The organism is Streptomyces sp. GQ60 (assembly GCF_059758875.1).
Genome location: NZ_JCAXEG010000001.1, coordinates 217,851 through 239,373, shown reverse-complemented (window position 1 = coordinate 239,373; position 21,523 = coordinate 217,851). Strand labels below are relative to the sequence as shown.

Sequence of the window (21,523 nt, the reverse complement as noted above, 5' to 3'; positions counted from 1 at the left end):
CACCAGCCTGCCCGAAAGACGCGCCCTACCCCTCGGCGATCACCACGGCGGAGGCGATGCCCGCGTCGTGGCTGAGCGAGATGTGCCAGGACGTCACGCCCAGTGCCAGCGCCCGCGCCTCCACCGTGCCCGACACCCGCAGGCGCGGCTGCCCGGTCTCCTCGACGTACACCTCGGCGTCGGTCCACAGCAGCCCACCGGGCGCACCGAGCGCCTTGGCCAGCGCCTCCTTGGCCGCGAACCGGGCGGCGAGCGAGGCGGTTCCGCGCCGCTCGCCGCTCGGCAGGGTCAGCTCGGAATCGAGGAACAGCCGCTCCGCCAGGCTCGGCGTGCGCTCCAGCGCCGCGCCGAACCGCTCGATCTCCGCCACGTCGATCCCGACGCCGATAATCACAACAACAGCTCCAACTGGGCCACTACTCGACGGTCACCACTGTGCTCGATGGTCGGCGACCCGCTCCGTTCGCTGCGCTCACTCCACAGTCACCGACTTGGCGAGGTTACGCGGCTGGTCCACCTCGTTGCCGCGCGCCGTCGCCAGCTCGCACGCGAACACCTGGAGCGGCACGGTGGCCACCAGCGGCTGGAGCAGGGTCGGGGTGGCCGGGATGCGGATGAGGTGGTCGGCGTACGGGACCACCGCCTCGTCCCCCTCCTCGGCGATCACGATGGTCCGCGCCCCGCGCGCCCGGATCTCCTGGATGTTGGACACGATCTTGTCGTGCAGCACCGAGCGCCCGCGCGGCGACGGTACGACGACCACGACCGGCAGGTCCTTCTCGATCAGCGCGATCGGCCCGTGCTTGAGCTCGCCCGCCGCGAAGCCCTCGGCGTGCATGTACGCCAGCTCCTTGAGCTTGAGCGCGCCCTCCAGCGCCACCGGGTAGCCGACGTGGCGCCCCAGGAAGAGCACGGTGTTCTTGTCGGCGAGCGACCGCGCCAGCTCCCGCACCGGCTCCATGGTCTCCAGTACGGTGTCCACCGCCGCGGCGATGTCCGACAGCTCCCGGATCACGGACCGGATCTCGTCGCCCCACTTCGTGCCGCGGACCTGCCCGAGGTAGAGGGCGACGAGGTAGCAGGCCACGAGCTGCGTCAGGAACGCCTTGGTCGAGGCGACGGCCACCTCGGGTCCGGCGTGCGTGTACAGCACGGCGTCCGACTCGCGCGGGATGGTCGAGCCGTTCGTATTGCAGATGGCCAGCACCTTGGCACCCTGCTCGCGGGCGTGGCGCAGCGCCATCAGGGTGTCCATCGTCTCGCCCGACTGCGAGATCGCGATCACCAGCGTCCGCTGGTCCAGGATCGGGTCGCGGTAGCGGAACTCGCTGGCCAGCTCCGTCTCGCACGGGATGCGGGTCCAGTGCTCGATGGCCAGCTTCGCGATCATGCCCGCGTGGTACGCCGTACCGCACGCCACGATCACGACCTTGTCGACCTCGCGCAGCACCGAGTCGGGGATGCGCACCTCGTCGAGGGTCAGCAGGCCGTTCGCGTCGATCCGGCCCAGGAGGGTGTCCGCGACGGCCTTCGGCTGCTCGGCGATCTCCTTGAGCATGAAGTAGTCGTAGCCCCCCTTCTCGGCCGCCGAAGCGTCCCAGTCCACGTGGTACGCCCGCACGTCCGCGGCCGTGCCGTCGAAGTTGGTCACCGTGACCCCGTCGCGGCGCAGCTCCACGACCTGGTCCTGCCCCAGCTCGATCGCGGACCGGGTGTGGGCGATGAAGGCGGCCACGTCGGAGGCGAGGAAGTTCTCGCCCTCTCCTACACCCACCACGAGCGGTGAGTTCCGGCGCGCGCCGACCACCACGTCCGGCTGGTCCGCGTGCACGGCGACCAGGGTGAAGGCCCCGTCCAGCAGCCGGCAGACCTTCCGCATCGCCTCCGCCAGGTCGCCGCCCGCGTCCTCGAACCGCTCGGCCAGCAGGTGCGCCACGACCTCGGTGTCCGTCTCGGACTCCAGCCGGTGCCCGCGCTCGGCGAGCTCGGCCCGCAGCGCGGCGAAGTTCTCGATGATCCCGTTGTGCACGACGGCCACGCGCCCCGAATTGTCGAGGTGCGGATGGGCGTTGACGTCGGTGGGCCCCCCATGGGTGGCCCACCGGGTGTGTCCGAGCCCCGTGGAACCGGCCGGCAGCGGGTGCCCGACCAGCTCCTTCTCCAGATTGACCAGCTTGCCGGCCTTCTTGACGGCGGCGAGTTCCCCGTCGGCGAGCACGGCGACACCCGCCGAGTCGTAGCCGCGGTACTCCAGCCGCTTGAGTCCGGCAATGACCACATCGAGCGCCGACTGCGCTCCCACGTAACCCACGATTCCGCACATAAGCCGCAGGGTACGCCGTAGTTGGCTCCGTGCCCGGTACCTGAACAAGACGAAAACCCCGCCCGGCGCATGCGCCGGGGCGGGGTCGACGCCCGCGTGAACGGGCGTGCCGGACGAACCGTCAGCCGATCCGTCAGCCGATTTGTCAGCCGAGCTTCTTGACCTGCGCCGCGACGACGACCGTCGGCTGCTCGGCGGTGCCGGCCAGGCTGATGGCGGAGAAGGTGACGAGGGAGTTGCCCTTGCGCACGACCACGAGCTCCGTCGTGGCCTTGTCCCCCGCGTCGTCCAGCTCGATGGTGTAGGCGAGCGCCTCGTCCCCCGCGGTCACGGGGGAGGCGGGGACGACCTTGCTGATCTTGCCCGGCTCGCCGCCCGTCTGGATGCCGAACCCGCCGGCGCAGGCCGTGCCCGCGCTCTTGAGGGAGGCGAAGGCCTCTTCCGCGCCCTTGCCGTCGTACGAGGACAGGGCGACGGCCGTGACGGTGGACCCGAGGGCCGCCAGCCCGGCCTTCGCCTTCTCCGCCTCGCTCGCGTTCGGGTCCACCTCCGTCTTCGGCTTGGCCACGCCCTTGATCCGTGCGGTTCCCGCGGCGGTGCCGACCGGGGCCATCGACTGCGCCTGGATCAGCGGGAGGCAGGCGGGCTTGTCGCTGACGAGCCCCGCGCCGGCCTGGGCCTCCTCCGCGGTCGCCGGCTTGAGGACGTGGTCGGGCAGGTCGGCCTGGGCCACGAGCAGCGGAGCGAGCTCGGCGGCGGTCTTGCCCTTGGCGGCGGGTGCCGCCGGGGCGGAGGCGGCCGGCTTGGTGTCGGACTTTCCGTCCGCCGTGTCGGACGAGCTCCCGCAGGCGGTGGCAAGCAGCGCCAGGGACGCGGCCGAGGCGGTCAGGACGGTACGGCGGACGAATGCGGTGCGCACGGTGGTGTTTCCCCCCACAGGAAAAGATCTACGGAACACGGCAGCGGTCAGGCTGCGGTGATCAACACCGTACGGGCCCCCGCGCCCGGGGTCAGCCCATATACGCGCCCCTCACGCATCGTGATGCCGACGAGACCTCAGCGCCCTCCAATCGGTACCGCCCCCCGTACAACCCACCCACCCCGGACCATAAGACCCCACTCCACGTGACCGACCACACCACCCACGGCGGCCCGTCACCCCTGACAATGGCCGTGTGATCTCTTCGCCGCCACGAAGCACGCCGGACCGCGCAACGGAGCGCCCCGACGGATCGGCCCCGCACCCCGAGCACGCCGCGCACCCCACGCGCCGCCGGGGCCACGAGGCCTCCCCCTACGTAGACCTCACCCGTGCCGAGTGGAGCGCCCTGCGCGAGCGCACCCCGCTCCCGCTGACGGCCGACGAGGTCGAGCGGCTGCGCGGACTGGGCGACGTCATCGACCTCGACGAGGTCCGTGACGTCTACCTGCCGCTCTCCCGCCTGCTGAACCTGTACGTCGGCGCCACCAGCAACCTGCGCGGCACCCTCAACACCTTCCTCGGCGACGCCGGCAACGGCCACGGCGCCCAGCAGGGGACCCCCTTCGTCATAGGGGTCGCCGGCTCCGTGGCGGTGGGCAAGTCCACCGTGGCCCGCCTCCTCCAGGCCCTCCTGGCCCGCTGGCCGGAGCACCCGCGCGTGGAGCTGGTGACCACCGACGGGTTCCTGTACCCGATGAAGGAGCTCGAACGGCGCGGTCTGACCGCCCGCAAGGGCTTCCCCGAGTCCTACGACCGCCGCGCGCTGACCCGCTTCGTCGCCGACATCAAGGCGGGCAAGGACGAGGTCACGGCCCCGGTCTACTCCCACCTGATCTACGACATCGTCCCCGACGAGCGGCTCGTCGTACGCCGCCCCGACATCCTGATCGTCGAGGGGCTCAACGTCCTGCAGCCCGCCATGCCCGGCAAGGACGGCCGCACCCGGGTCGGCCTCGCCGACTACTTCGACTTCAGCGTGTACGTGGACGCCCGCCCCGAGGACATCGAGCGCTGGTACCTCAACCGGTTCCGCAAGCTGCGCGAGACCGCGTTCCAGAACCCCTTCTCCTACTTCCGCAAGTACACCCAGGTCTCCGAGGAGGAGGCCCTGGAGTACGCGCAGACGATGTGGCGGACCATCAACAAGCCCAACCTGCTGGAGAACGTGGCCCCGACCCGCGGCCGCGCCACCCTCGTCGTCCGCAAGGGACCGGACCACAAGGTGCAGAAGCTGAGTCTGCGCAAGCTCTGAGTGCCGCCGGAATCGGGCGCCGCCGGGAGCTAGGGTGCGGCCATGCTGCATCTACGGATGATCATTCCGTCGGACCGGACGGACGCAGTGGTCCGGATCGTCGAAAGGACGGTCGGCACCACCCATCTGGCCGTGCTGCCCGGAGCCGCCCGCATCCCGGAGGGCGACATCGTGCTGTGCGACGTCGCGCGCGAGGCGGGCGACGAGCTCCTGCACGAGCTCCGCGAGCTCGGCATCGACAAGGACGGCTCGATCGCGGTCGAGAACATCGACCTCTCCCTCTCGGACCGCGCCGACCGCGCCGAGGACGAGGCCCCGGGCGAGGCGGCCGACGCCGTCCTGTGGGAGCAGTTGAGCGAGGCGACCCACGAGGAGTCCACCCTCAGCATCACCTACTGCGCCTTCATGATCGTCGCGACGATGATCGCGGCCTGCGGTGTGGTCCTCGACAACGCCATCCTCATCGTGGGAGCGATGGCCGTCGGCCCGGAGTTCGGGCCGCTCGCCGGCGTCTGCACCGCCCTGGTGCGGCGCGCCCCCAAGCTCGCCGCCCGGTCGCTGACCGCCCTGCTGGTGGGCTTCGCCGCCGCGATGATCGCGACCACCGTCTTCAGCCTGGTCATGAACGCGCTCGGCCTGTTCCACCCGGGAATGCTGGACAAGCCCCGCCCCAACACCAGCTTCATCTGGCAGCCGGACCTGTTCTCCTTCGTCGTGGCCGTGCTCGCCGGCATCGCCGGGGTGCTCTCCCTGACCTCGGCGAAGTCCGGCGCACTGGTCGGCGTCGCCATCTCGGTGACCACGGTCCCGGCGGCCGCCAACGCGGCCGTGGCGCTCAGCTACGGGGAGTTCGGCCAGATGTCGGGCTCCATCCAGCAGCTCCTGCTGAACCTCCTCGGCATCATGCTGGCCGGCGTCCTGACCCTGCTCGCCCAGAAGCTCCTGTGGCGCACCCAGCGGGGCCGCTGGCGGCGTACGCCGTCCAAGGCCTGAGCCCCGGCAACGACAGCGGCCCCGCGCTACGAGGCTTCGTAGCGCGGGGCCGCTGTCGTCACGGGAGGGCGGGCTCTAGCCGAGCGCCGACTTCACGACGTCCGCGAGGCGCCCCGCGACCGAGCGGGCCTGCTCGATGTCGGCGGCCTCCACCATCACCCGTACGAGGGGCTCCGTGCCCGAGGAACGCAGCAGTACGCGCCCGGTCGTGCCGAGCTCCCGCTCCGCCTCGGCGACGGCCGCGGCCAGCTCGCCCGAAGTGGTGACCCGCGACTTGTCCACGTCCGGGACGTTGACCAGCACCTGCGGCAGCCGCGTCATGACCCCGGTCAGCTCGGCCAGCGGCCTGCCGGTGGCCGCGATGCGGGCCGCCAGCATGAGGCCGGTCAGGGTGCCGTCGCCGGTGGTGGCGTGGTCGAGGATGATCACGTGGCCGGATTGCTCGCCGCCCAGCGCGTACCCGTGCTCCTTCATCGACTCCAGGACGTACCGGTCGCCGACGCCCGTCTGCACGACGTTGATGCCCTCGGACTCCATGGCCAGCTTGAAGCCCAGGTTGGACATCACGGTGGCGACGACGGTGTCCTCGCGCAGGTGCCCGGACTCGCGCATCGCCAGCGCCAGCACCGCGAGGATCTGGTCCCCGTCGACCTCCTCGCCGTTCGCGTCCACGGCGAGGCAGCGGTCGGCGTCCCCGTCGTGCGCGATGCCCAGGTGGGCGCCGTGCTCGACGACGGCCTGCTTCAGCAGACCGAGGTGGGTGGAGCCGCAGCCGTCGTTGATGTTCAGGCCGTCGGGCTCGGCACCGATGGTGACGATCTCCGCGCCGGCCCGGGTGAAGGCCTCGGGAGAGACGTAGGCGGCCGCGCCGTGCGCCTCGTCCAGGACGACCTTGAGGCCGTCGAGACGGTTGGGCAGGACGCCCATGAGGTGGGCGACGTACTTGTCGAAGCCCTCGGTGTAGTCGGAGACGCGGCCCACGCCGCCGCCCGTCGGGCGGTCCCAGGGAGCACCCGTGCGGTGGTCCTCGTAGACCGACTCGATCCGGTCCTCCAGCTCGTCGGCGAGCTTGTGACCGCCGCGCGCGAAGAACTTGATGCCGTTGTCGGGCATGGCGTTGTGGCTGGCCGAGAGCATGACGCCGAGGTCGGCGCCCAGCGCACCGGTGAGATACGCCACCGCCGGGGTGGGCAGCACACCGACGCGCAGGACGTCCACGCCCGCGCTCGCGAGGCCCGCGACGACTGCCGCCTCCAGGAACTCGCCCGAGGCCCGGGGGTCCCGGCCCACCACGGCGGTGGCCCGGTGGCCGGCGAAGGTACCGGCCTCGGCCAGTACGTGCGCGGCCGCCACGGAGAGGCCGAGCGCGAGCTCGGCCGTCAGATCCGCGTTGGCGACGCCCCGTACACCGTCCGTCCCGAAGAGTCGTCCCACTGTTGTCCTCCCGAGTTCACACGTCACTATGAGCAGTTGTGCCAATTATTTGCCGCTTTTGGCGGTAAACGAACCGCCCCGGCAGCACACGGAGTGCTGCCGGGGCGGAATCGTGCTGAACAGCGGGCAGATTAACGCTTGCTGTACTGCGGAGCCTTACGGGCCTTCTTGAGACCGGCCTTCTTGCGCTCGACCGCACGGTCGTCGCGGGAGAGGAAGCCGGCCTTCTTCAGCGCCGGGCGGTTGTTGTCCACGTCCGCCTCGTTCAGCGCACGGGCCACACCGAGGCGCAGGGCGCCGGCCTGGCCGGACACGCCGCCACCCGAGATGCGGGCGATGACGTCGTAGCGGTTGTCGAGCTCGAGCAGCTTGAACGGCTCGTTGACTTCCTGCTGGTGCACCTTGTTGGGGAAGTAGTCCTCAAGGGTGCGACCGTTGATCTTCCACTTGCCGGTGCCCGGAACGATCCGGACGCGGGCGATGGCGTTCTTGCGACGGCCCAGGCCGGCGGCCGGCTGGGGGTCGCCGAAGCGACCGGCAAGGGACTCGGAGGTGTAGTCGCCCTCAACGGCTTCCACAGACTCGGTGGTGTACTCCTCGACGTTGCCCTCGAACTCTTCGACGGGGGTCGTCTCGGCGGTGGTCTCGGCCACGATGCTCCTCAGAAGTTTCTTGTCTTAGGGGGTGTGGTGGCCGGAACTACTGCGCGACCTGGGTGATCTCGAACGGCACCGGCTGCTGAGCAGCGTGGGGGTGCGCATCGCCCGAGTAGACCTTCAGCTTCGAGAGCATCTGACGGCCCAGGGTGTTCTTGGGGATCATGCCCTTGATGGCCTTCTCGACGGCCTTCTCCGGGTTGTTCGCCAGGAGGTCGTCGTAGCGGACCGAACGCAGACCACCCGGGAAACCGGAGTGGCGGTACGCCATCTTCTGGGTCGCCTTGTTGCCGGACAGGTGGACCTTGTCGGCGTTGATGATGATGACAAAGTCGCCCATGTCCATGTGGGGGGCGTAAGTCGGCTTGTGCTTACCCCGCAGGAGGGTAGCGGCCTGGGTCGCCAGACGGCCGAGGACAACGTCCTGGGCGTCGATGACGTGCCACTGGCGCGAGATGTCGCCGGGCTTGGGGCTGAACGTACGCACGCGTATGCCTTCGCTTCTTCAGTGGTGGGTCATCCCCGGGGGGTGAGCCCGAGGGACGGGTCCTGACATGGGTCACCACGGACGATCACGACAGCCCTGGTTCACATCGGAGACGCAACCCGTGTGTACCGCTGGTCATCGGCCCGGTGGACCGGCGTAAGGCAAATTCACGTGAGAATGAGCAAGCCAATACGCATAACGAACCAGCAGGGTACCCCTGAAGACCTGGAAGGGTCAAAACGCGGTCCGCGAACCCGTTTCGACGGGGGTCGCGGCGCACTCCGGTTCGGTCCTGGGTGGGGACCCCGTAGTTCGTACAAGCTCCACAGTAACCCGAATCGGGCGCAGTGCTCGACGCGCCAGCAGTCCGGCGAGCGCGCACAGGGTCACCATGTCCCTAAATGCCCGCCTCTTGGCCTCGAACTCCGAGGGCCACGGAATGCCCGCCGTCTGGGGCACCAGGGCCACCCAGAACCAGGGCGAGCGCGGCATCGAGCCCGCCCGCACCCCCGAGGCCAGCAGCAGCGGGAGCACCACGATCAGGTAGTGGTCGAAGGAGGGCCGCGACACCAGGAACGCGGCGAGCATCACCATGCAGGCCGTCTCCACCAGCCTCAGCTCGCCCGCGTCGCCGTCCGCAGCGACCGGCCGCCGCCACCGCCGCCAGGTGGCCCACAGCCCGCACGCGGCCCCCGCGAAGGCCAGCGCCACCGCCAGCGGCGCCGGCACCCCCAGCCGCGGCAGCGCCGCGATCGGCGAGGCGTCCCAGGGCAGCGCGTAGGAATCCTGGCCCTGCAGCAGGAACGGCAGGGTCTTGGTGAAGAACAGCGTCGGCTGCGGCATCATCAGCGCCCCCGCCAGCGACAGCCCCACCGGCACGCCCACGGCCAGGGTCAGCCCCCGCCACTGCCGTGCCAGCAGGAAGAGCAGCCCGATCGGCGCCAGCATCGGCTTGCACGCGATGGCGAGTCCCACCACCAGCCCGGCCGCGGCCCAGTGCTTGCGGTGCGCCAGCAGCAGTGCCACCGGCAGGGCGGCGGCCGAGATCGCCGTCCAGTTCCCGATCAGCACGAGGTTGATGTACGGCTTGTAGGCCAGCGCGAACAGCGCGAAACCGCCGACCGCGAACCGCGAGCGCACCGGTACGGAGAAAAGCCGCAGCGAGGCCCACCAGCCGAGGCCGACGAGCCCCGTCATCCCCAGCGGCAGCACGCAGCGCAGCAGCGGCGCCGGCAGCAGGGCCTCGGGAATCGCCATGATCACGGCGCTGGGCAGGTAGAGGAACCGCTTGTCCTCGTACGGGGACACCCCCGCGAGCAGGGCGTCGGCGGCCTTGACCACGAAGGCGTTGTCCGAGCCCCAGTTCACCCGCAGGCTCGCCGAGACCGCCACCGACAGCAGGATCACCAGGCCCGCGAACCGCCAGGACCGGGGCGCAGGCCGCAGCAGCCAGGCCACCCCCCGGTCCCAGGAGGACGGGCTGTCCCACTTCATGACCCAGACACTCGGCCGCAGCCCCACAACGAAGTCCCCTCGACCCAAGCCGGGGGCGGTCTCCCCCTAGCGCTTCCGCTCGACCCTACGTTCGTCCCAGACGGGCTCCGCAGTCTCCCGTACAACACCGTCTGAACCGAAGACCAGGTAACGGTCAAATGTGCGGGCGAACCACCGGTCGTGCGTGACGCACAACACAGTGCCGTCGTACGCCTCCAGCCCGTCCTGCAGTGCTTCCGCCGACTCCAGGTCGAGGTTGTCCGTGGGCTCGTCGAGCAGCAGCGCCGTGGTCCCTGCCAGCTCCAGCAGCAGGATCTGGAAGCGCGCCTGCTGGCCGCCCGAGAGCCTCTCGAAGGGCTGCTCGCCCTGGCGCTCCAGCTCGTAGCGGCGCAGGGCCCCCATCGCCTGGCCGAGCGGCTTGGCCGCCTCCGTCCACAGGATGTCGACGAGCGTGCGGCCGAACAGCTCGGGGTGGGCGTGGGTCTGCGCGAAGTGGCCGGGGATCACGCGGGCCCCGAGCTTCCACGTACCCGTGTGCTTGACGTCCTCCCCCGCCATCAGGCGCAGGAAGTGGGACTTGCCGGAGCCGTTCGAGCCGAGGACCGCGACCCGCTCCCCGTAGAAGACCTCCAGGGAGAAGGGCTTCATCAGCCCGGTGAGCTCCAGGTTCTCGACGGTGAGCGCGCGCACGCCCGTACGGCCGCCCTTGAGCCGCATCCTGATGTCCTGCTCGCGCGGCGGCTCGGGCGGCGGACCGGCCTCCTCGAACTTCTTGAAGCGGGTCTGCATCGCGTGGTAGCGCGAGGCCATGTCCGGGCTGCTCGCGGCCTGGCCGCGCAGGCGCAGCACCAGGGCCTTCAGCCGGGCGTGCTCCTCGTCCCAGCGCCGCTTGAGCTCTTCGAAGCGCGCGAAGCGCTCCTTGCGGGCGTCGTGGAAGGTGGCGAAGCCGGAGCCGTGGATCCACACGTCCGAGCCGTTGGGACCCGCCTCCAGGCTGATGATCTTCTCGGCGGACTGGGTCAGCAGCTCCCGGTCGTGGCTGACGAAGAGCACCGTCTTGCGGGTGGACGCGAGCTGCTCCTCCAGCCACCGCTTGCCCGGGACGTCCAGGTAGTTGTCCGGCTCGTCGAGCAGCAGCACCTCGTCCGGCCCGCGCAGCAGCGCCTCCAGTACGAGCCGCTTCTGCTCACCGCCCGAGAGCGTGCGCACCTCGCGGAACTGCGCCGAGTCGTACGGGATCGCCAGCGCGGCCATCGTGCAGACGTCCCACAGCGTCTCCGCCTCGTACCCCTGCACGTCGGCCCAGTCGCTGAGCGCCTGCGCGTACGCCATCTGCGCGGCCTCGTCGTCCACCGTCAGGATCAGCTGCTCGGCGCGGTCGACCGCCTTGGCGGCCTCCCGGATCCGCGGCTGGGCCACCGAGACCAGCAGGTCCCGTACGGTCGTCTCGTCCCGCACCGAGCCCACGAACTGCGACATCACGCCCAGCCCGCCGCTCACGGTGACCGAGCCGCCGTGCGGCTGGAGCTCACCGGAGATCATCTTCAGCAGCGTGGTCTTGCCGGCCCCGTTCGCCCCGACCAGGGCGACGACCGACCCCTCCCCCACCCGGAAGGAGACGTCGGGGAGCAGGACCCGCCCGTCGGGAAGGTAGTACTCCAGGTGGCTGGCTTCGAGATGTCCCATGCGGGGCATTGTCCAGGTCCGGCCCCGATCCGCCCAAACGAGTTAGCGGGGGACTAGCAGCAGCCGGCTCCGGGCAGCGTCCGCAGGTTCCGTGCTTCCTTGCTGCGGGCGGCCAGCAGCTCGTCGGCCGGATAGCCGACCTCTTCCAGGGTCAGCCCGTGCGGCTTGACCACGTGCACCGAGGAGTCCCGTACGGCCGCGGCCAGCACCTTGCCGGGCCAGTCGGTCGTCCGGTGGCCGTCGCCGACGTGCAGCAGGGCCCCGACCAGCGAGCGGACCATGTTGTGGCAGAAGGCGTCGGCGCGGACGGTCGCGGTGATGATCCCGTCCGCGTCCCGCTCCCAGCTGAGCTGCTGGAGCGTACGGATCGTCGTGGCCCCCTCGCGCTTCTTGCAGTACGCGGCGAAGTCGTGCTCCCCGACCAGGGCGGCGGCGGCCTCGTTCATGGCGTCCACGTCGAGCGGCCACTGGTACCAGAGCACGTGCCCGCGGCGCAGCGGGTCCACCCCGGCCTGGTGGTCGCCCACGCGGTAGGCGTAGCGGCGCCAGATCGCGGAGAACCGCGCGTTGAAGCCGGCCGGGGCCTCGGCGGCCTTCCACACCCGTACGTCGTGCGGCAGCCGCCCGGCGAGGCGGCGCAGCAGCTTGTCCCGGTGCTCGGCCCACACCTCGTCCCGCACGTCGAACTGCGCGACCTGTCCGCGCGCGTGCACGCCCGCGTCGGTCCGGCCGGCGACCGTCAGCTCCACCGGGTCGGGCAGCCGCATCACGGTCTGCAGGGCCGACTCCAGCTCGCCCTGGACGGTCCGCAGCACGCGCTGCTTCGCCCAGCCGGAGAAGTCCTTGCCGTCGTAGCTCAGGTCCAGCCTCACCCGGACGTGTCCGGGCTCCACCTCGTCACTCACGTGACAGATCCTCTCTCAGCCGCGTCTTTTGCACGAAAGCAGAACGGGCCCGCCCCGGTAAGGGGGCGGGCCCGTTCAGAGCCGATCAAGCGAGCTCTGATCCCGGAGGATCAGGCCTCCTTGGTCTCCTCGGCGGGGGTCTCGACAGCCTCCGCCTCCTTGACCGCGCGCTTGGTGGCGGCCTCGGCCTCACCAGTGGCCTGCTGGGCGACCGTAAGGGCCTCGACCAGCTCGATCACGGCCATCGGGGCGTTGTCGCCACGACGGTTGCCGATCTTGGTGATGCGCGTGTAACCACCGGGGCGGTTCTCGTAGCGCGGGGCGATCTCGGTGAACAGCGTGTGCACGATGCTCTTGTCCGTGATCGTCTGCAGCACCAGGCGACGGTTGTGGATGTCGCCCTTCTTGGCCTTGGTCACCAGACGCTCGGCGTAGGGACGCAGACGGCGCGCCTTGGCCTCGGTGGTGGTGATGCGGCCGTGCTCGAAGAGCGCCTTCGCGAGGTTCGCGAGGAGGTGCTTCTCGTGCGCGGCGCTGCCGCCCAGACGGGCACCCTTTGCGGGACGCGGCATGGTCATACTCCTTCATATCTGCACCGGCCGTGTCAGGTACCGGTGACAGTTCCCCCGCGGCGGACGCCGCGGGAAAGTTCTACGGGGTGGTGCTTAGTACTGCTCGGTCTCGACGAAACCGGCGTCCGCGTCGTCGTCGGCGCCGAAGGCGTCGGCGGCGGCGGTCGGGTCGAATCCGGGCGGGCTGTCCTTGAGGGCCAGGCCCATGCCGGCCAGCTTCGCCTTGACCTCGTCGATCGACTTCGCACCGAAGTTGCGGATGTCGAGCAGGTCCGCCTCGGAGCGGGCGACGAGCTCACCCACGGAGTGGATGCCCTCGCGCTTGAGGCAGTTGTACGACCGAACGGTGAGCTCGAGCTCCTCGATCGGCAGGGCGAGATCAGCGGCCAGGGCCGCGTCCGTCGGCGAGGGGCCCATGTCGATGCCCTCGGCGTCGATGTTGAGCTCGCGGGCCAGACCGAACAGCTCGACCAGGGTCTTGCCGGCGGACGCCATGGCGTCGCGCGGGCGCATGGCCTGCTTGGTCTCGACGTCGACGATCAGCTTGTCGAAGTCGGTGCGCTGCTCGACTCGGGTCGCCTCGACCTTGTAGGTGACCTTGAGGACCGGGCTGTAGATGGAGTCGATCGGGATGCGACCGATCTCCTGGCCCAGCTGCTTGTTCTGGACGGCGGAGACGTAGCCGCGACCGCGCTCGACGGTCAGCTCCATCTCCAGCTTGCCCTTGCCGTTGAGCGTGGCGAGGACCAGGTCCGGGTTGTGCACCTCGACACCGGCCGGGGGCGCGATGTCGGCAGCGGTGACCAGGCCGGGACCCTGCTTGCGCAGGTACATCACGACCGGCTCGTCGTGCTCCGAGGAGACGACCAGCTGCTTGATGTTGAGGATGATGTCGGTGACGTCTTCCTTGACACCGGGCACGGTGGTGAACTCGTGCAGGACGCCGTCCACGCGGATGCTGGTGACAGCGGCACCCGGGATCGAGGACAGGAGCGTGCGGCGGAGCGAGTTGCCGAGGGTGTAGCCGAAGCCCGGCTCGAGCGGCTCGATCACGAACCGCGAGCGGTACTCGTCTACGACCTCTTCGGTCAGCGAGGGGCGCTGAGCGATAAGCATGTGGATTCCTTCATTCGTGGACGCCCACTATTTGACGCCCGACGGAGTGCAGCACGGGGCTGCGACTTACAAGGGTACGGGCGGTACGTCCCCCGCGAGGGGTTCGTACCGCCCGGACACTCAAGACGCACAGGTGCGAAGCCTGAGCGCACCTCGTCCTACGCGGCGGCGCTGATCGCGCCGCCCCGGATCAGACGCGGCGACGCTTCGGCGGACGGCAGCCGTTGTGCGGGGTGGGGGTGACGTCCTGGATCGAGCCGACCTCGAGGCCAGTGGCCTGGAGGGAGCGGATCGCGGTCTCACGGCCGGAGCCGGGACCCTTGACGAAGACGTCGACCTTGCGCATGCCGTGTTCCTGCGCGCGACGGGCGGCCGACTCGGCGGCCATCTGCGCGGCGAAGGGGGTGGACTTGCGCGAGCCCTTGAAGCCGACGTGGCCGGCGGAGGCCCAGGAGATCACGTTGCCCGCGGGGTCCGTGATCGAAACGATGGTGTTGTTGAACGTGCTCTTGATGTGGGCGTGCCCATGAGCGACGTTCTTCTTTTCCTTGCGGCGCACCTTCTTGGCAGCGCCCTGACGACCCTTGGGGGGCATCTAAATCTCCTACGGGAGGTGGTCGGTCCTACAGCGCAAGACCGCTGAACAGGACTACTTCTTGCCCGGCTTCTTCTTACCGGCGATCGCGCGACGCGGACCCTTGCGGGTACGGGCGTTCGTGCTGGTGCGCTGACCGTGCACGGGCAGGCCACGACGGTGGCGAACACCCTGGTAGCACTGGATCTCGACCTTGCGACGGATGTCGGCCTGGATCTCGCGGCGGAGGTCACCCTCGGTGCGGAGGTTGGCGTCCACGTACTCGCGGATCTTGACCAGGTCCTCTTCGGCCAGGTCACGAACGCGGGTGTCGGGGTTCACACCGGTGGCCGCAAGGATTTCCTTGGACCGGGTGCGACCGACACCGAAGACGTAGGTAAGTGCGATCTCCACACGCTTTTCGCGCGGGATGTCAACACCGGAAACGCGTGCCATTCAATGGCTCCTGTGTGTTCGGGGGTCTTCCGCAGAACCGAACCCCGACCGCCGACCACACCTGCTGGGTGGTGGTACGCCCGGGTCCCCGGCCCCCGCCGGAGGTGCCGCCGGTCCTGGTCAGGACTGGGCGGGTTCTGCGTATGTACGTTTTCTTACGTCGCGCGAAGAACTGCGTAGTGCAGGTCGGTCGGCGTGCGTCAGCCCTGGCGCTGCTTGTGGCGCAGGTTGTCGCAGATGACCATGACCCGACCGTGACGGCGGATCACCTTGCACTTGTCGCAGATCTTCTTGACGCTCGGCTTGACCTTCATGTTGGTGAGGTTCTCCGGGTCAGTGCCACCACCCGCGCCGGGACAAGACGTCCGGACGGGAGTGAAGACAAGATCTACTTGTATCGGTAGACGATCCGGCCACGCGTCAGGTCGTACGGAGAGAGCTCCACGACAACCCGGTCATCAGGAAGGATGCGGATGTAGTGCATGCGCATCTTGCCGCTGATGTGCGCGAGGACTTTGTGACCGTTCTGGAGTTCCACCTTGAACATCGCGTTCGGGAGGGACTCGATCACGGTGCCCTCGATTTCGATGGCACCTTGCTTCTTGGCCACGCTTCGCCTTTCGAATCGGCTACCTTGATCAGCCCCCCGCCCTCGCATGAGGACATGCGGGTGCAAAGGAGCCGACGAGTCAGTCTACGTCAGGGCCCACTGAAAGACGAATCCGGAAAGTGTGCCCTACAGGATAGATCATCAATCCTGGTCATACCGGTTGGCCCAGCCGGGCCGACCCGGCTCAGCCCAGCGGGTCGGGCGCCGTCGTGACGCCGTACTCCGCCAGCTTCGCCTTGCCGCAGTCCGGGGAGGTGAGGACGATCGGCCCCTCCTCGGTCAGCGCGATGGAGTGCTCCCAGTGCGAGGACCAGGTGCCGTCCGTGGTGATGACCGTCCAGTCGTCCGCCAGGACCTCCGTCTGGGCGGTGCCCAGGGAGACCATCGGCTCGATCGCCAGGCACAGGCCCGGGACGAGCTTGATCCCCTTGCCCCGCTTGCGCGAGACGTAGTTCAGCAGGTGGGGGTCCATGTGCATCTCGGAACCGATGCCGTGGCCGCCGTAGTCCTCGATGATCCCGAACTTGCCGAGGCTGTGCTCACCCGTGGTCGGACGCGGCTGCCGCTTGATGTAGGTCTCGATCGCCTTGGAGATGTCCACGAGGCGGTTGCCGAGCTTCATGGCGGCGATCCCGGCCCACATGGACTCTTCGGTCACCCGGGAGAGCTCCACGAGCTCAGGGGCGTGTCCAGAGCCCACGAAGGCGGTGTACGCGGCGTCGCCGTGCCAGCCGTCGACGATCGCGCCGGCGTCGATCGAGATGATGTCGCCGTCCTTGAGGACCGTCGTGTCGTCGGGGATGCCGTGGACCACGACCTCGTTCACCGAGGTGCAGATGGTCGCGGGGAACCCGCCGTACCCGAGGAAGTTCGACTTGGCGCCGGCGTCCGCGATGACCTTGCGGGCCACCATGTCCAGATCCCGTGTCGTGGCGCCCGGCACGGCCGCCTCACGGGTCGCCGCGTGGATCGCAGCGACGACCAGCCCCGCCTCACGCATCTTCGCGATCTGCTCGGGGGTCTTGATCTGGACCATGACGTACCTGCCACCTTCGGATTCGGGTGCTTCAACAGTACGGCCGCGGCGTCCTGGGGACACCGCGGCCGTGGCTGCACTACGGGGAAACTACTTCTTCAGGGCGTCCATCGCGCGCTGCGTGACGTCCTGGACCTCACCCAGAGCGGGGATCGTCGACACGAGGCCCTGGGCCTTGTAGTAGTCGATGATCGGCTCGGTCTGGGTGTGGTAGACCTCCAGCCGGTTGCGCACGGCTTCCTCGGTCTGGTCCTCGCGCACGTACAGCTCGCCGCCGTCGATGTCGCAGACGCCCTCGACCTTCGACGGGCGGTAGGCCACGTGGAAGATGTGCGAGCTGTCCAGGCGGCAGGTGCGCCGGCCGGCGAGACGCTTGACGACCTCGTCCTCCTCGACCTCCAGGTCGAGGACGGCGTCGAGGTTCATGCCCTCGGTCTTCAGCATCTCGTCGAGGGCTTCCGCCTGCGAGACGTTGCGCGGGAAACCGTCGAGCAGGAAGCCGCCCGCGGCGTCCGGCTGCTCCATGCGGTCCTTGGCCATGTCGATGGTGATCTCGTCCGGGACGAGGTCGCCCGCGTCCATGAACGCCTTCGCACGCCGGCCGAGCTCGGTGCCCTGGCTGATGTTGGCCCGGAACAGGTCGCCCGTGGAGATGTGCGGGATCGACAAGGTCTTGGCAAGGACAGTCGCCTGCGTTCCCTTGCCCGCACCGGGCGGGCCGACGAGGACGATTCGCATCAGCGGAGGAACCCTTCGTAATTACGCTGCTGGAGCTGGCTCTCGATCTGCTTCACGGTTTCCAGACCCACACCCACGATGATCAGGATGCTCGTCCCGCCGAACGGGAAGTTCTGGTTCGCCCCGAAGCCTGCCAACGCCATCGTCGGCACAAGAGCGATCAGCCCCAGGTACAGCGACCCCGGCCACGTGATCCGGTTGAGTACGTAGCTCAGGTACTCGGCGGTGGGCCGACCGGCGCGGATGCCCGGAATGAACCCACCATACTTCTTCATGTTGTCTGCAACTTCCTCGGGGTTGAACGAGATCGCCACGTAGAAGAACGCGAAGAAAACGATCAGGAGGAAGTACGTGGCGATGTAGTACGGGTGGTCGCCCTTGACGAAGTGCTTCTGGATCCAGGTGGCCCAGCCGGCGGTGGAACCGCTGAACTGCACGACCAGTGCCGGGATGTAGAGCAGCGACGAGGCGAAGATGACGGGGATGATGCCCGCCTGGTTCACCTTGAGCGGGATGTAGGTCGAGGTGCCGCCGTAGGCACGACGGCCGATCATGCGCTTCGCGTACTGGACCGGGATCCGCCGCTGCGCCTGCTCGACGAAGACCACCAGGCCCACCATCGCGAGGCCGACCAGCATGACCACGCCGAACTCGACCCAGCCGTCCGCGATCTTGCCCTGCTCCTTGATGGCCCACAGGGATCCGATGAAGCCCGCGGCGATCGAGATGAACATCAGGATCGACATGCCGTTGCCGATGCCCCGGTCGGTGATGAGCTCACCGAGCCACATGACGACACAGGTGCCGGCGGTCATGGTGAGCACCATGACGACGGTGGTGAAGATCGACCGGTTCGGAACGATCTGGCTGGCCACCGAGCAGTTCTGGAAGAGGGCGCCGCTGCGGGCGGTGGCGACGAGGCCGGTGCCCTGCAGGATCGCCAGCGCGACCGTCAGATAGCGCGTGTACTGAGTGATCTTCGACGTGCCGGCCTGGCCCTCTTTCTTGAGGGTCTCCAGCTTCGGGATGACCACGGTCAGCAGCTGCAAGATGATGCTCGCCGTGATGTACGGCATGATGCCGAGCGCAAAGATCGTGATCTGCAGCAGCGCACCGCCACTGAACATGTTGACCAGCCCGAAGAGTCCGCCGTTCTGGCCGGACGCCTGTTCAACACAGATCTGGACGTTCGTATAGCTCACGCCGGGTACGGGAACATGGGACCCGAGCCGGAACAGCACGATGATGCCGAGCGTGAAGAGCAGTTTCTTGCGCAGGTCGGGCGTCTTGAACGCCCGGGCGAACGCGGTTAGCACGGTGCCTCCTGCGACCCCCGCGCTACTGCGTCAGAGGTGACGGTCTGAGGGATCGACGAATGTGTACAAGCAAAGGTGCAGGCCACCTTACCGGCGTCTGCACCTTCCATGGAACGACCAACCGGGGATGCCCCATATGTGAGGCACCCCCGGTCGGGTTTCTAGCTATTTGTCACTGAGTTCGTCTTAGACGAGCTCGGTCACAGAGCCACCAGCGGCGGCAATCTTCTCCTTGGCGGAGCCGGAGACGGCGTCAACCGAAACCTGCAGCGCCACGGAGATCTCGCCCTGGCCCAGGACCTTGACGAGGCTGTTCTTGCGAACCGCGCCCTTGGCGACCAGGTCGGCCACCGTGACTTCTCCACCCTCGGGGTAGAGAGCGCCGAGCTTGTCCAGGTTCACGACCTGGAACTCGGTGCGGAACGGGTTCTTGAAGCCCTTGAGCTTCGGCAGACGCATGTGGAGGGGCATCTGCCCACCCTCGAAGCGCTGCGGGATCTGGTAACGGGCCTTCTGGCCCTTCGTACCACGACCTGCCGTCTTACCCTTCGACGCCTCACCACGACCGACACGGGTCTTCGCGGTCTTGGCACCGGGGGCGGGACGGAGGTTGTGGGCCTTCAGCGGGCTGCTCTCAGCCATGTTAGTCAACCTCCTCAACCGTCACGAGGTGGCGGACGGTGTGAACCATTCCGCGGAACTCGGGGCGGTCCTCCTTGACGACGACGTCGTTCAGGCGCTTGAGCCCGAGCGAACGCAGCGTGTCGCGGTGGTTCTGCTTGCTGCCGATGTACGACTTGATCTGCGTGACCTTGAGGCGAGCCATTACGCACCCGCCCCAGCACGTGCACGGAGCAGAGCCGCGGGAGCGACGTCCTCGAGGGGCAGACCACGGCGAGCCGCGATCTCCTCGGGACGCTGCAGGCCCTTGAGGGCCGCCACGGTCGCGTGCACGATGTTGATCGCGTTGGAAGAACCAAGCGACTTCGACAGGATGTCGTGAACGCCGGCGCACTCCAGAACGGCGCGCACCGGGCCACCGGCGATAACACCGGTACCGGGGGCGGCCGGCTTCAGCAGCACGACGCCCGCGGCACGCTCACCCGTGATCGGGTGAGGAATGGTGCCCTGGATGCGCGGAACCTTGAAGAAGGACTTCTTGGCTTCCTCGACACCCTTGGCAATGGCCGCGGGAACTTCCTTGGCCTTGCCGTAACCGACACCTACAGTGCCGTCACCGTCGCCCACCACGACCAGCGCGGTGAAGCTGAAGCGGCGACCACCCTTGACAACCTTGGCGACGCGGTTGATCGCGACAACGCGCTCAACGTAAGCGGTCTTCTCGGCGGCAGGGCCACCGTCGCGACCCTTCCGGTCCCGCCGCTCGCCGCCACCGGCACCGCTTCCGCGGCGCTGGGGTCCAGCCATTGGATTACCTCTCTCTGTTACGTCCGTGAGTCCCGGAAAACGGGGCTTAGAACTTCAGCCCGGCTTCGCGGGCGGCGTCAGCCAGAGCGGCAATGCGCCCGGCGTATCGGTTGCCACCGCGGTCGAACACGACGGTCTCGACACCCGCGGCCTTGGCACGCTCGGCGACGAGTGCGCCGACGGCCTGGGCCTGCGAGCTCTTGTCGCCTTCGCCACCACGGATCGAAGCGTCCAGCGTCGACGCCGACGCCAGGGTGTGACCCTGGAGGTCGTCGATGACCTGAGCAACGATGTTGCGGTTGGAACGCGTCACGACGAGGCGCGGACGCTCCGCCGTACCCGAGACGTTCTTGCGGATGCGGATGTGGCGGCGGGCCTTGGCGGCACGCTTGTACGCGTCGCCCTTGGCGATCTTTACACCGTATGCCATGGCTACTTACCAGCCTTTCCGACCTTGCGGCGGATGACTTCGCCGGCGTACTTGACACCCTTGGCCTTGTACGGGTCGGGCTTCCGCAGCTTGCGGATGTTGGCGGCGACCTCGCCGACCTTCTGCTTGTCGATGCCCTCGACCGAGAACTTGGTGGGCGACTCGACCTTGAAGGAGATGCCCTCGGGCGCCTCGATCAGGATCGGGTGGCTGTAGCCAAGCTGGAACTCCAGGTTGGAGCCCTTCGCGGCGACGCGGTAACCGACACCGCTGATCTCAAGAGCCTTGACGTAACCCGTGGTCACGCCGGTGATCATGTTCGCCACCAGCGTGCGGGACAGGCCGTGCAGGGCCTTGTTCTGACGCTCGTCGTTGGGGCGGGTGACGTTCAGAACGCCGTCCTCACCCTTGACGATCTCGATCGGCGCCTTGACGGTGAGCGCGAGGGAACCCTTGGGGCCCTTCACAGCCACAGCCTGGCCGTCGATGGTGACGTCCACACCGGCGGGAACCTGGATGGGGAGCTTGCCGATTCGCGACATTGCTTTTCCTCCGTTCCCGACTACCAGACGTAGGCGAGGACTTCCCCACCTACGCCCTTCTTGCCTGCCTGCTGGCCGGTGAGCAGACCGTGGGACGTGGAGATGATCGCCACGCCCAGGCCGCCGAGCACCTTCGGCAGGTTGGTGGACTTTGCGTACACACGCAGACCGGGCTTCGAGATCCGCTTGATGCCCGCAATGGAGCGCTCGCGGTTCGGGCCGAACTTCAGCTCGAGGACGAGGTTCTTGCCGACCTCGGCGTCCTCGACCTTCCAGCCGGTGATGAAACCCTCCTGCTTGAGGATTTCTGCGATGTGCGACTTGATCTTGCTGTGCGGCATCACGACGGAGTCGTGGTACGCCGAGTTAGCGTTACGCAGACGCGTGAGCATGTCTGCGATCGGGTCAGTCATGGTCATGAAGTGGCCTTCGGCCTCTCTCGCCGGGGTTTCCTGTATGCGCCATCCCTCTCCCCACTCAGTGGCGGGACGGG

Annotated in this window: 26 protein-coding genes; 2 read left to right on the top strand and 24 right to left on the bottom strand. The window is 68.4% G+C overall.

All coding sequences use genetic code 11. From position 1 onward, the window contains the following. Nucleotides 1–25 precede the first annotated feature (25 nt). The 3 genes from AC6CKD_RS01240 to AC6CKD_RS01230 form a co-directional block, all read right to left on the bottom strand. Complete coding sequence (locus AC6CKD_RS01240) at nucleotides 26–394, bottom strand: holo-ACP synthase (protein WP_498324579.1); 369 nt, start codon at nucleotides 392–394, stop codon at nucleotides 26–28. Nucleotides 395–472: 78 nt separating this feature from the next. Then, on the bottom strand, nucleotides 473–2,323 hold the full coding sequence (glmS, locus tag AC6CKD_RS01235; RefSeq protein ID WP_498324578.1) for a glutamine--fructose-6-phosphate transaminase (isomerizing): 1,851 nt from the start codon (nucleotides 2,321–2,323) through the stop codon (nucleotides 473–475). A 145-nt stretch (nucleotides 2,324–2,468) separates the two neighbouring features. Then, on the bottom strand, nucleotides 2,469–3,242 hold the full coding sequence (locus AC6CKD_RS01230) for a hypothetical protein (RefSeq protein WP_498324577.1): 774 nt from the start codon (nucleotides 3,240–3,242) through the stop codon (nucleotides 2,469–2,471). 256 nt (nucleotides 3,243–3,498) lie between these two features. Between AC6CKD_RS01230 and coaA the strand changes: the two genes are divergently transcribed. Both coaA and AC6CKD_RS01220 read left to right on the top strand, forming a co-directional pair. After that, a complete protein-coding gene (coaA, locus tag AC6CKD_RS01225; RefSeq protein ID WP_498324576.1) occupies nucleotides 3,499–4,557 on the top strand; it encodes a type I pantothenate kinase in 1,059 nt (352 codons plus the stop codon). Between the two features lie 42 nt (nucleotides 4,558–4,599). Next, on the top strand, nucleotides 4,600–5,550 hold the full coding sequence (locus AC6CKD_RS01220; RefSeq protein WP_498324575.1) for a DUF389 domain-containing protein: 951 nt from the start codon (nucleotides 4,600–4,602) through the stop codon (nucleotides 5,548–5,550). Between the two features lie 75 nt (nucleotides 5,551–5,625). Here AC6CKD_RS01220 and glmM read toward each other — a convergent pair whose 3' ends face one another. The 21 genes from glmM to rpsH all read right to left on the bottom strand — a co-directional run bounded on the left by glmM (nucleotide 5,626) and on the right by rpsH (nucleotide 21,449). After that, nucleotides 5,626–6,984: a phosphoglucosamine mutase gene (glmM, locus tag AC6CKD_RS01215; RefSeq protein WP_498324574.1), complete on the bottom strand. Its 1,359-nt coding sequence runs from the start codon at nucleotides 6,982–6,984 to the stop codon at nucleotides 5,626–5,628. 131 nt (nucleotides 6,985–7,115) lie between these two features. Beyond that, nucleotides 7,116–7,637 carry a 30S ribosomal protein S9 gene (rpsI, locus tag AC6CKD_RS01210; RefSeq protein WP_356507267.1) on the bottom strand — a complete coding sequence of 174 codons (522 nt, stop codon included), beginning with the start codon at nucleotides 7,635–7,637 and terminating at the stop codon, nucleotides 7,116–7,118. Between the two features lie 46 nt (nucleotides 7,638–7,683). Beyond that, nucleotides 7,684–8,127 carry a 50S ribosomal protein L13 gene (rplM, locus tag AC6CKD_RS01205; RefSeq protein WP_383946978.1) on the bottom strand — a complete coding sequence of 148 codons (444 nt, stop codon included), beginning with the start codon at nucleotides 8,125–8,127 and terminating at the stop codon, nucleotides 7,684–7,686. Between the two features lie 234 nt (nucleotides 8,128–8,361). Next, complete coding sequence (locus tag AC6CKD_RS01200; protein WP_498324573.1) at nucleotides 8,362–9,621, bottom strand: glycosyltransferase family 87 protein; 1,260 nt, start codon at nucleotides 9,619–9,621, stop codon at nucleotides 8,362–8,364. 66 nt (nucleotides 9,622–9,687) lie between these two features. Next, nucleotides 9,688–11,307, bottom strand: a complete 1,620-nt coding sequence (locus AC6CKD_RS01195; protein WP_498324572.1) for an ABC-F family ATP-binding cassette domain-containing protein — start codon at nucleotides 11,305–11,307, stop codon at nucleotides 9,688–9,690. A gap of 53 nt (nucleotides 11,308–11,360) precedes the next feature. Beyond that, nucleotides 11,361–12,212, bottom strand: coding sequence for a tRNA pseudouridine(38-40) synthase TruA (gene truA / locus AC6CKD_RS01190; RefSeq protein ID WP_498324571.1), 852 nt, complete (start codon nucleotides 12,210–12,212; stop codon nucleotides 11,361–11,363). A gap of 110 nt (nucleotides 12,213–12,322) precedes the next feature. Then, on the bottom strand, nucleotides 12,323–12,784 hold the full coding sequence (gene rplQ / locus AC6CKD_RS01185; RefSeq protein WP_030154710.1) for a 50S ribosomal protein L17: 462 nt from the start codon (nucleotides 12,782–12,784) through the stop codon (nucleotides 12,323–12,325). A 93-nt stretch (nucleotides 12,785–12,877) separates the two neighbouring features. Further along, the gene (locus AC6CKD_RS01180) at nucleotides 12,878–13,900 is read right to left on the bottom strand and encodes a DNA-directed RNA polymerase subunit alpha (protein ID WP_008739666.1); all 1,023 of its coding nucleotides are present in this window, start codon (nucleotides 13,898–13,900) and stop codon (nucleotides 12,878–12,880) included. Between the two features lie 190 nt (nucleotides 13,901–14,090). Then, nucleotides 14,091–14,495, bottom strand: coding sequence for a 30S ribosomal protein S11 (gene rpsK / locus AC6CKD_RS01175; protein ID WP_006376016.1), 405 nt, complete (start codon nucleotides 14,493–14,495; stop codon nucleotides 14,091–14,093). Between the two features lie 54 nt (nucleotides 14,496–14,549). After that, entirely contained in the window at nucleotides 14,550–14,930 is a 381-nt protein-coding gene (gene rpsM / locus AC6CKD_RS01170) for a 30S ribosomal protein S13 (RefSeq protein ID WP_053682609.1), read from the bottom strand. Between the two features lie 200 nt (nucleotides 14,931–15,130). Next, nucleotides 15,131–15,244: a 50S ribosomal protein L36 gene (gene rpmJ, locus AC6CKD_RS01165; RefSeq protein ID WP_003956441.1), complete on the bottom strand. Its 114-nt coding sequence runs from the start codon at nucleotides 15,242–15,244 to the stop codon at nucleotides 15,131–15,133. Nucleotides 15,245–15,318: 74 nt separating this feature from the next. Continuing rightward, on the bottom strand, nucleotides 15,319–15,540 hold the full coding sequence (gene infA, locus AC6CKD_RS01160; RefSeq protein WP_003956442.1) for a translation initiation factor IF-1: 222 nt from the start codon (nucleotides 15,538–15,540) through the stop codon (nucleotides 15,319–15,321). 184 nt (nucleotides 15,541–15,724) lie between these two features. Continuing rightward, nucleotides 15,725–16,576, bottom strand: a complete 852-nt coding sequence (gene map / locus AC6CKD_RS01155) for a type I methionyl aminopeptidase (RefSeq protein WP_478687856.1) — start codon at nucleotides 16,574–16,576, stop codon at nucleotides 15,725–15,727. Nucleotides 16,577–16,666: 90 nt separating this feature from the next. Then, the gene (locus AC6CKD_RS01150) at nucleotides 16,667–17,314 is read right to left on the bottom strand and encodes an adenylate kinase (protein WP_498324570.1); all 648 of its coding nucleotides are present in this window, start codon (nucleotides 17,312–17,314) and stop codon (nucleotides 16,667–16,669) included. Next, nucleotides 17,314–18,630, bottom strand: coding sequence for a preprotein translocase subunit SecY (gene secY, locus AC6CKD_RS01145; RefSeq protein WP_478687858.1), 1,317 nt, complete (start codon nucleotides 18,628–18,630; stop codon nucleotides 17,314–17,316). The genes AC6CKD_RS01150 and secY overlap by 1 nt, the downstream gene beginning before the upstream one ends. A gap of 186 nt (nucleotides 18,631–18,816) precedes the next feature. After that, a complete protein-coding gene (rplO, locus tag AC6CKD_RS01140; RefSeq protein WP_243333371.1) occupies nucleotides 18,817–19,272 on the bottom strand; it encodes a 50S ribosomal protein L15 in 456 nt (151 codons plus the stop codon). A 1-nt stretch (nucleotide 19,273) separates the two neighbouring features. After that, nucleotides 19,274–19,456 carry a 50S ribosomal protein L30 gene (rpmD, locus tag AC6CKD_RS01135; protein ID WP_112447741.1) on the bottom strand — a complete coding sequence of 61 codons (183 nt, stop codon included), beginning with the start codon at nucleotides 19,454–19,456 and terminating at the stop codon, nucleotides 19,274–19,276. Further along, nucleotides 19,456–20,058, bottom strand: a complete 603-nt coding sequence (gene rpsE / locus AC6CKD_RS01130) for a 30S ribosomal protein S5 (protein WP_008739695.1) — start codon at nucleotides 20,056–20,058, stop codon at nucleotides 19,456–19,458. The genes rpmD and rpsE overlap by 1 nt, the downstream gene beginning before the upstream one ends. Nucleotides 20,059–20,104: 46 nt before the next feature. Next, complete coding sequence (rplR, locus tag AC6CKD_RS01125; protein ID WP_030008471.1) at nucleotides 20,105–20,488, bottom strand: 50S ribosomal protein L18; 384 nt, start codon at nucleotides 20,486–20,488, stop codon at nucleotides 20,105–20,107. 2 nt (nucleotides 20,489–20,490) lie between these two features. After that, entirely contained in the window at nucleotides 20,491–21,030 is a 540-nt protein-coding gene (gene rplF, locus AC6CKD_RS01120) for a 50S ribosomal protein L6 (protein WP_243333369.1), read from the bottom strand. 20 nt (nucleotides 21,031–21,050) lie between these two features. Continuing rightward, the gene (gene rpsH / locus AC6CKD_RS01115; RefSeq protein WP_008739698.1) at nucleotides 21,051–21,449 is read right to left on the bottom strand and encodes a 30S ribosomal protein S8; all 399 of its coding nucleotides are present in this window, start codon (nucleotides 21,447–21,449) and stop codon (nucleotides 21,051–21,053) included. Nucleotides 21,450–21,523: the final 74 nt, after the last annotated feature.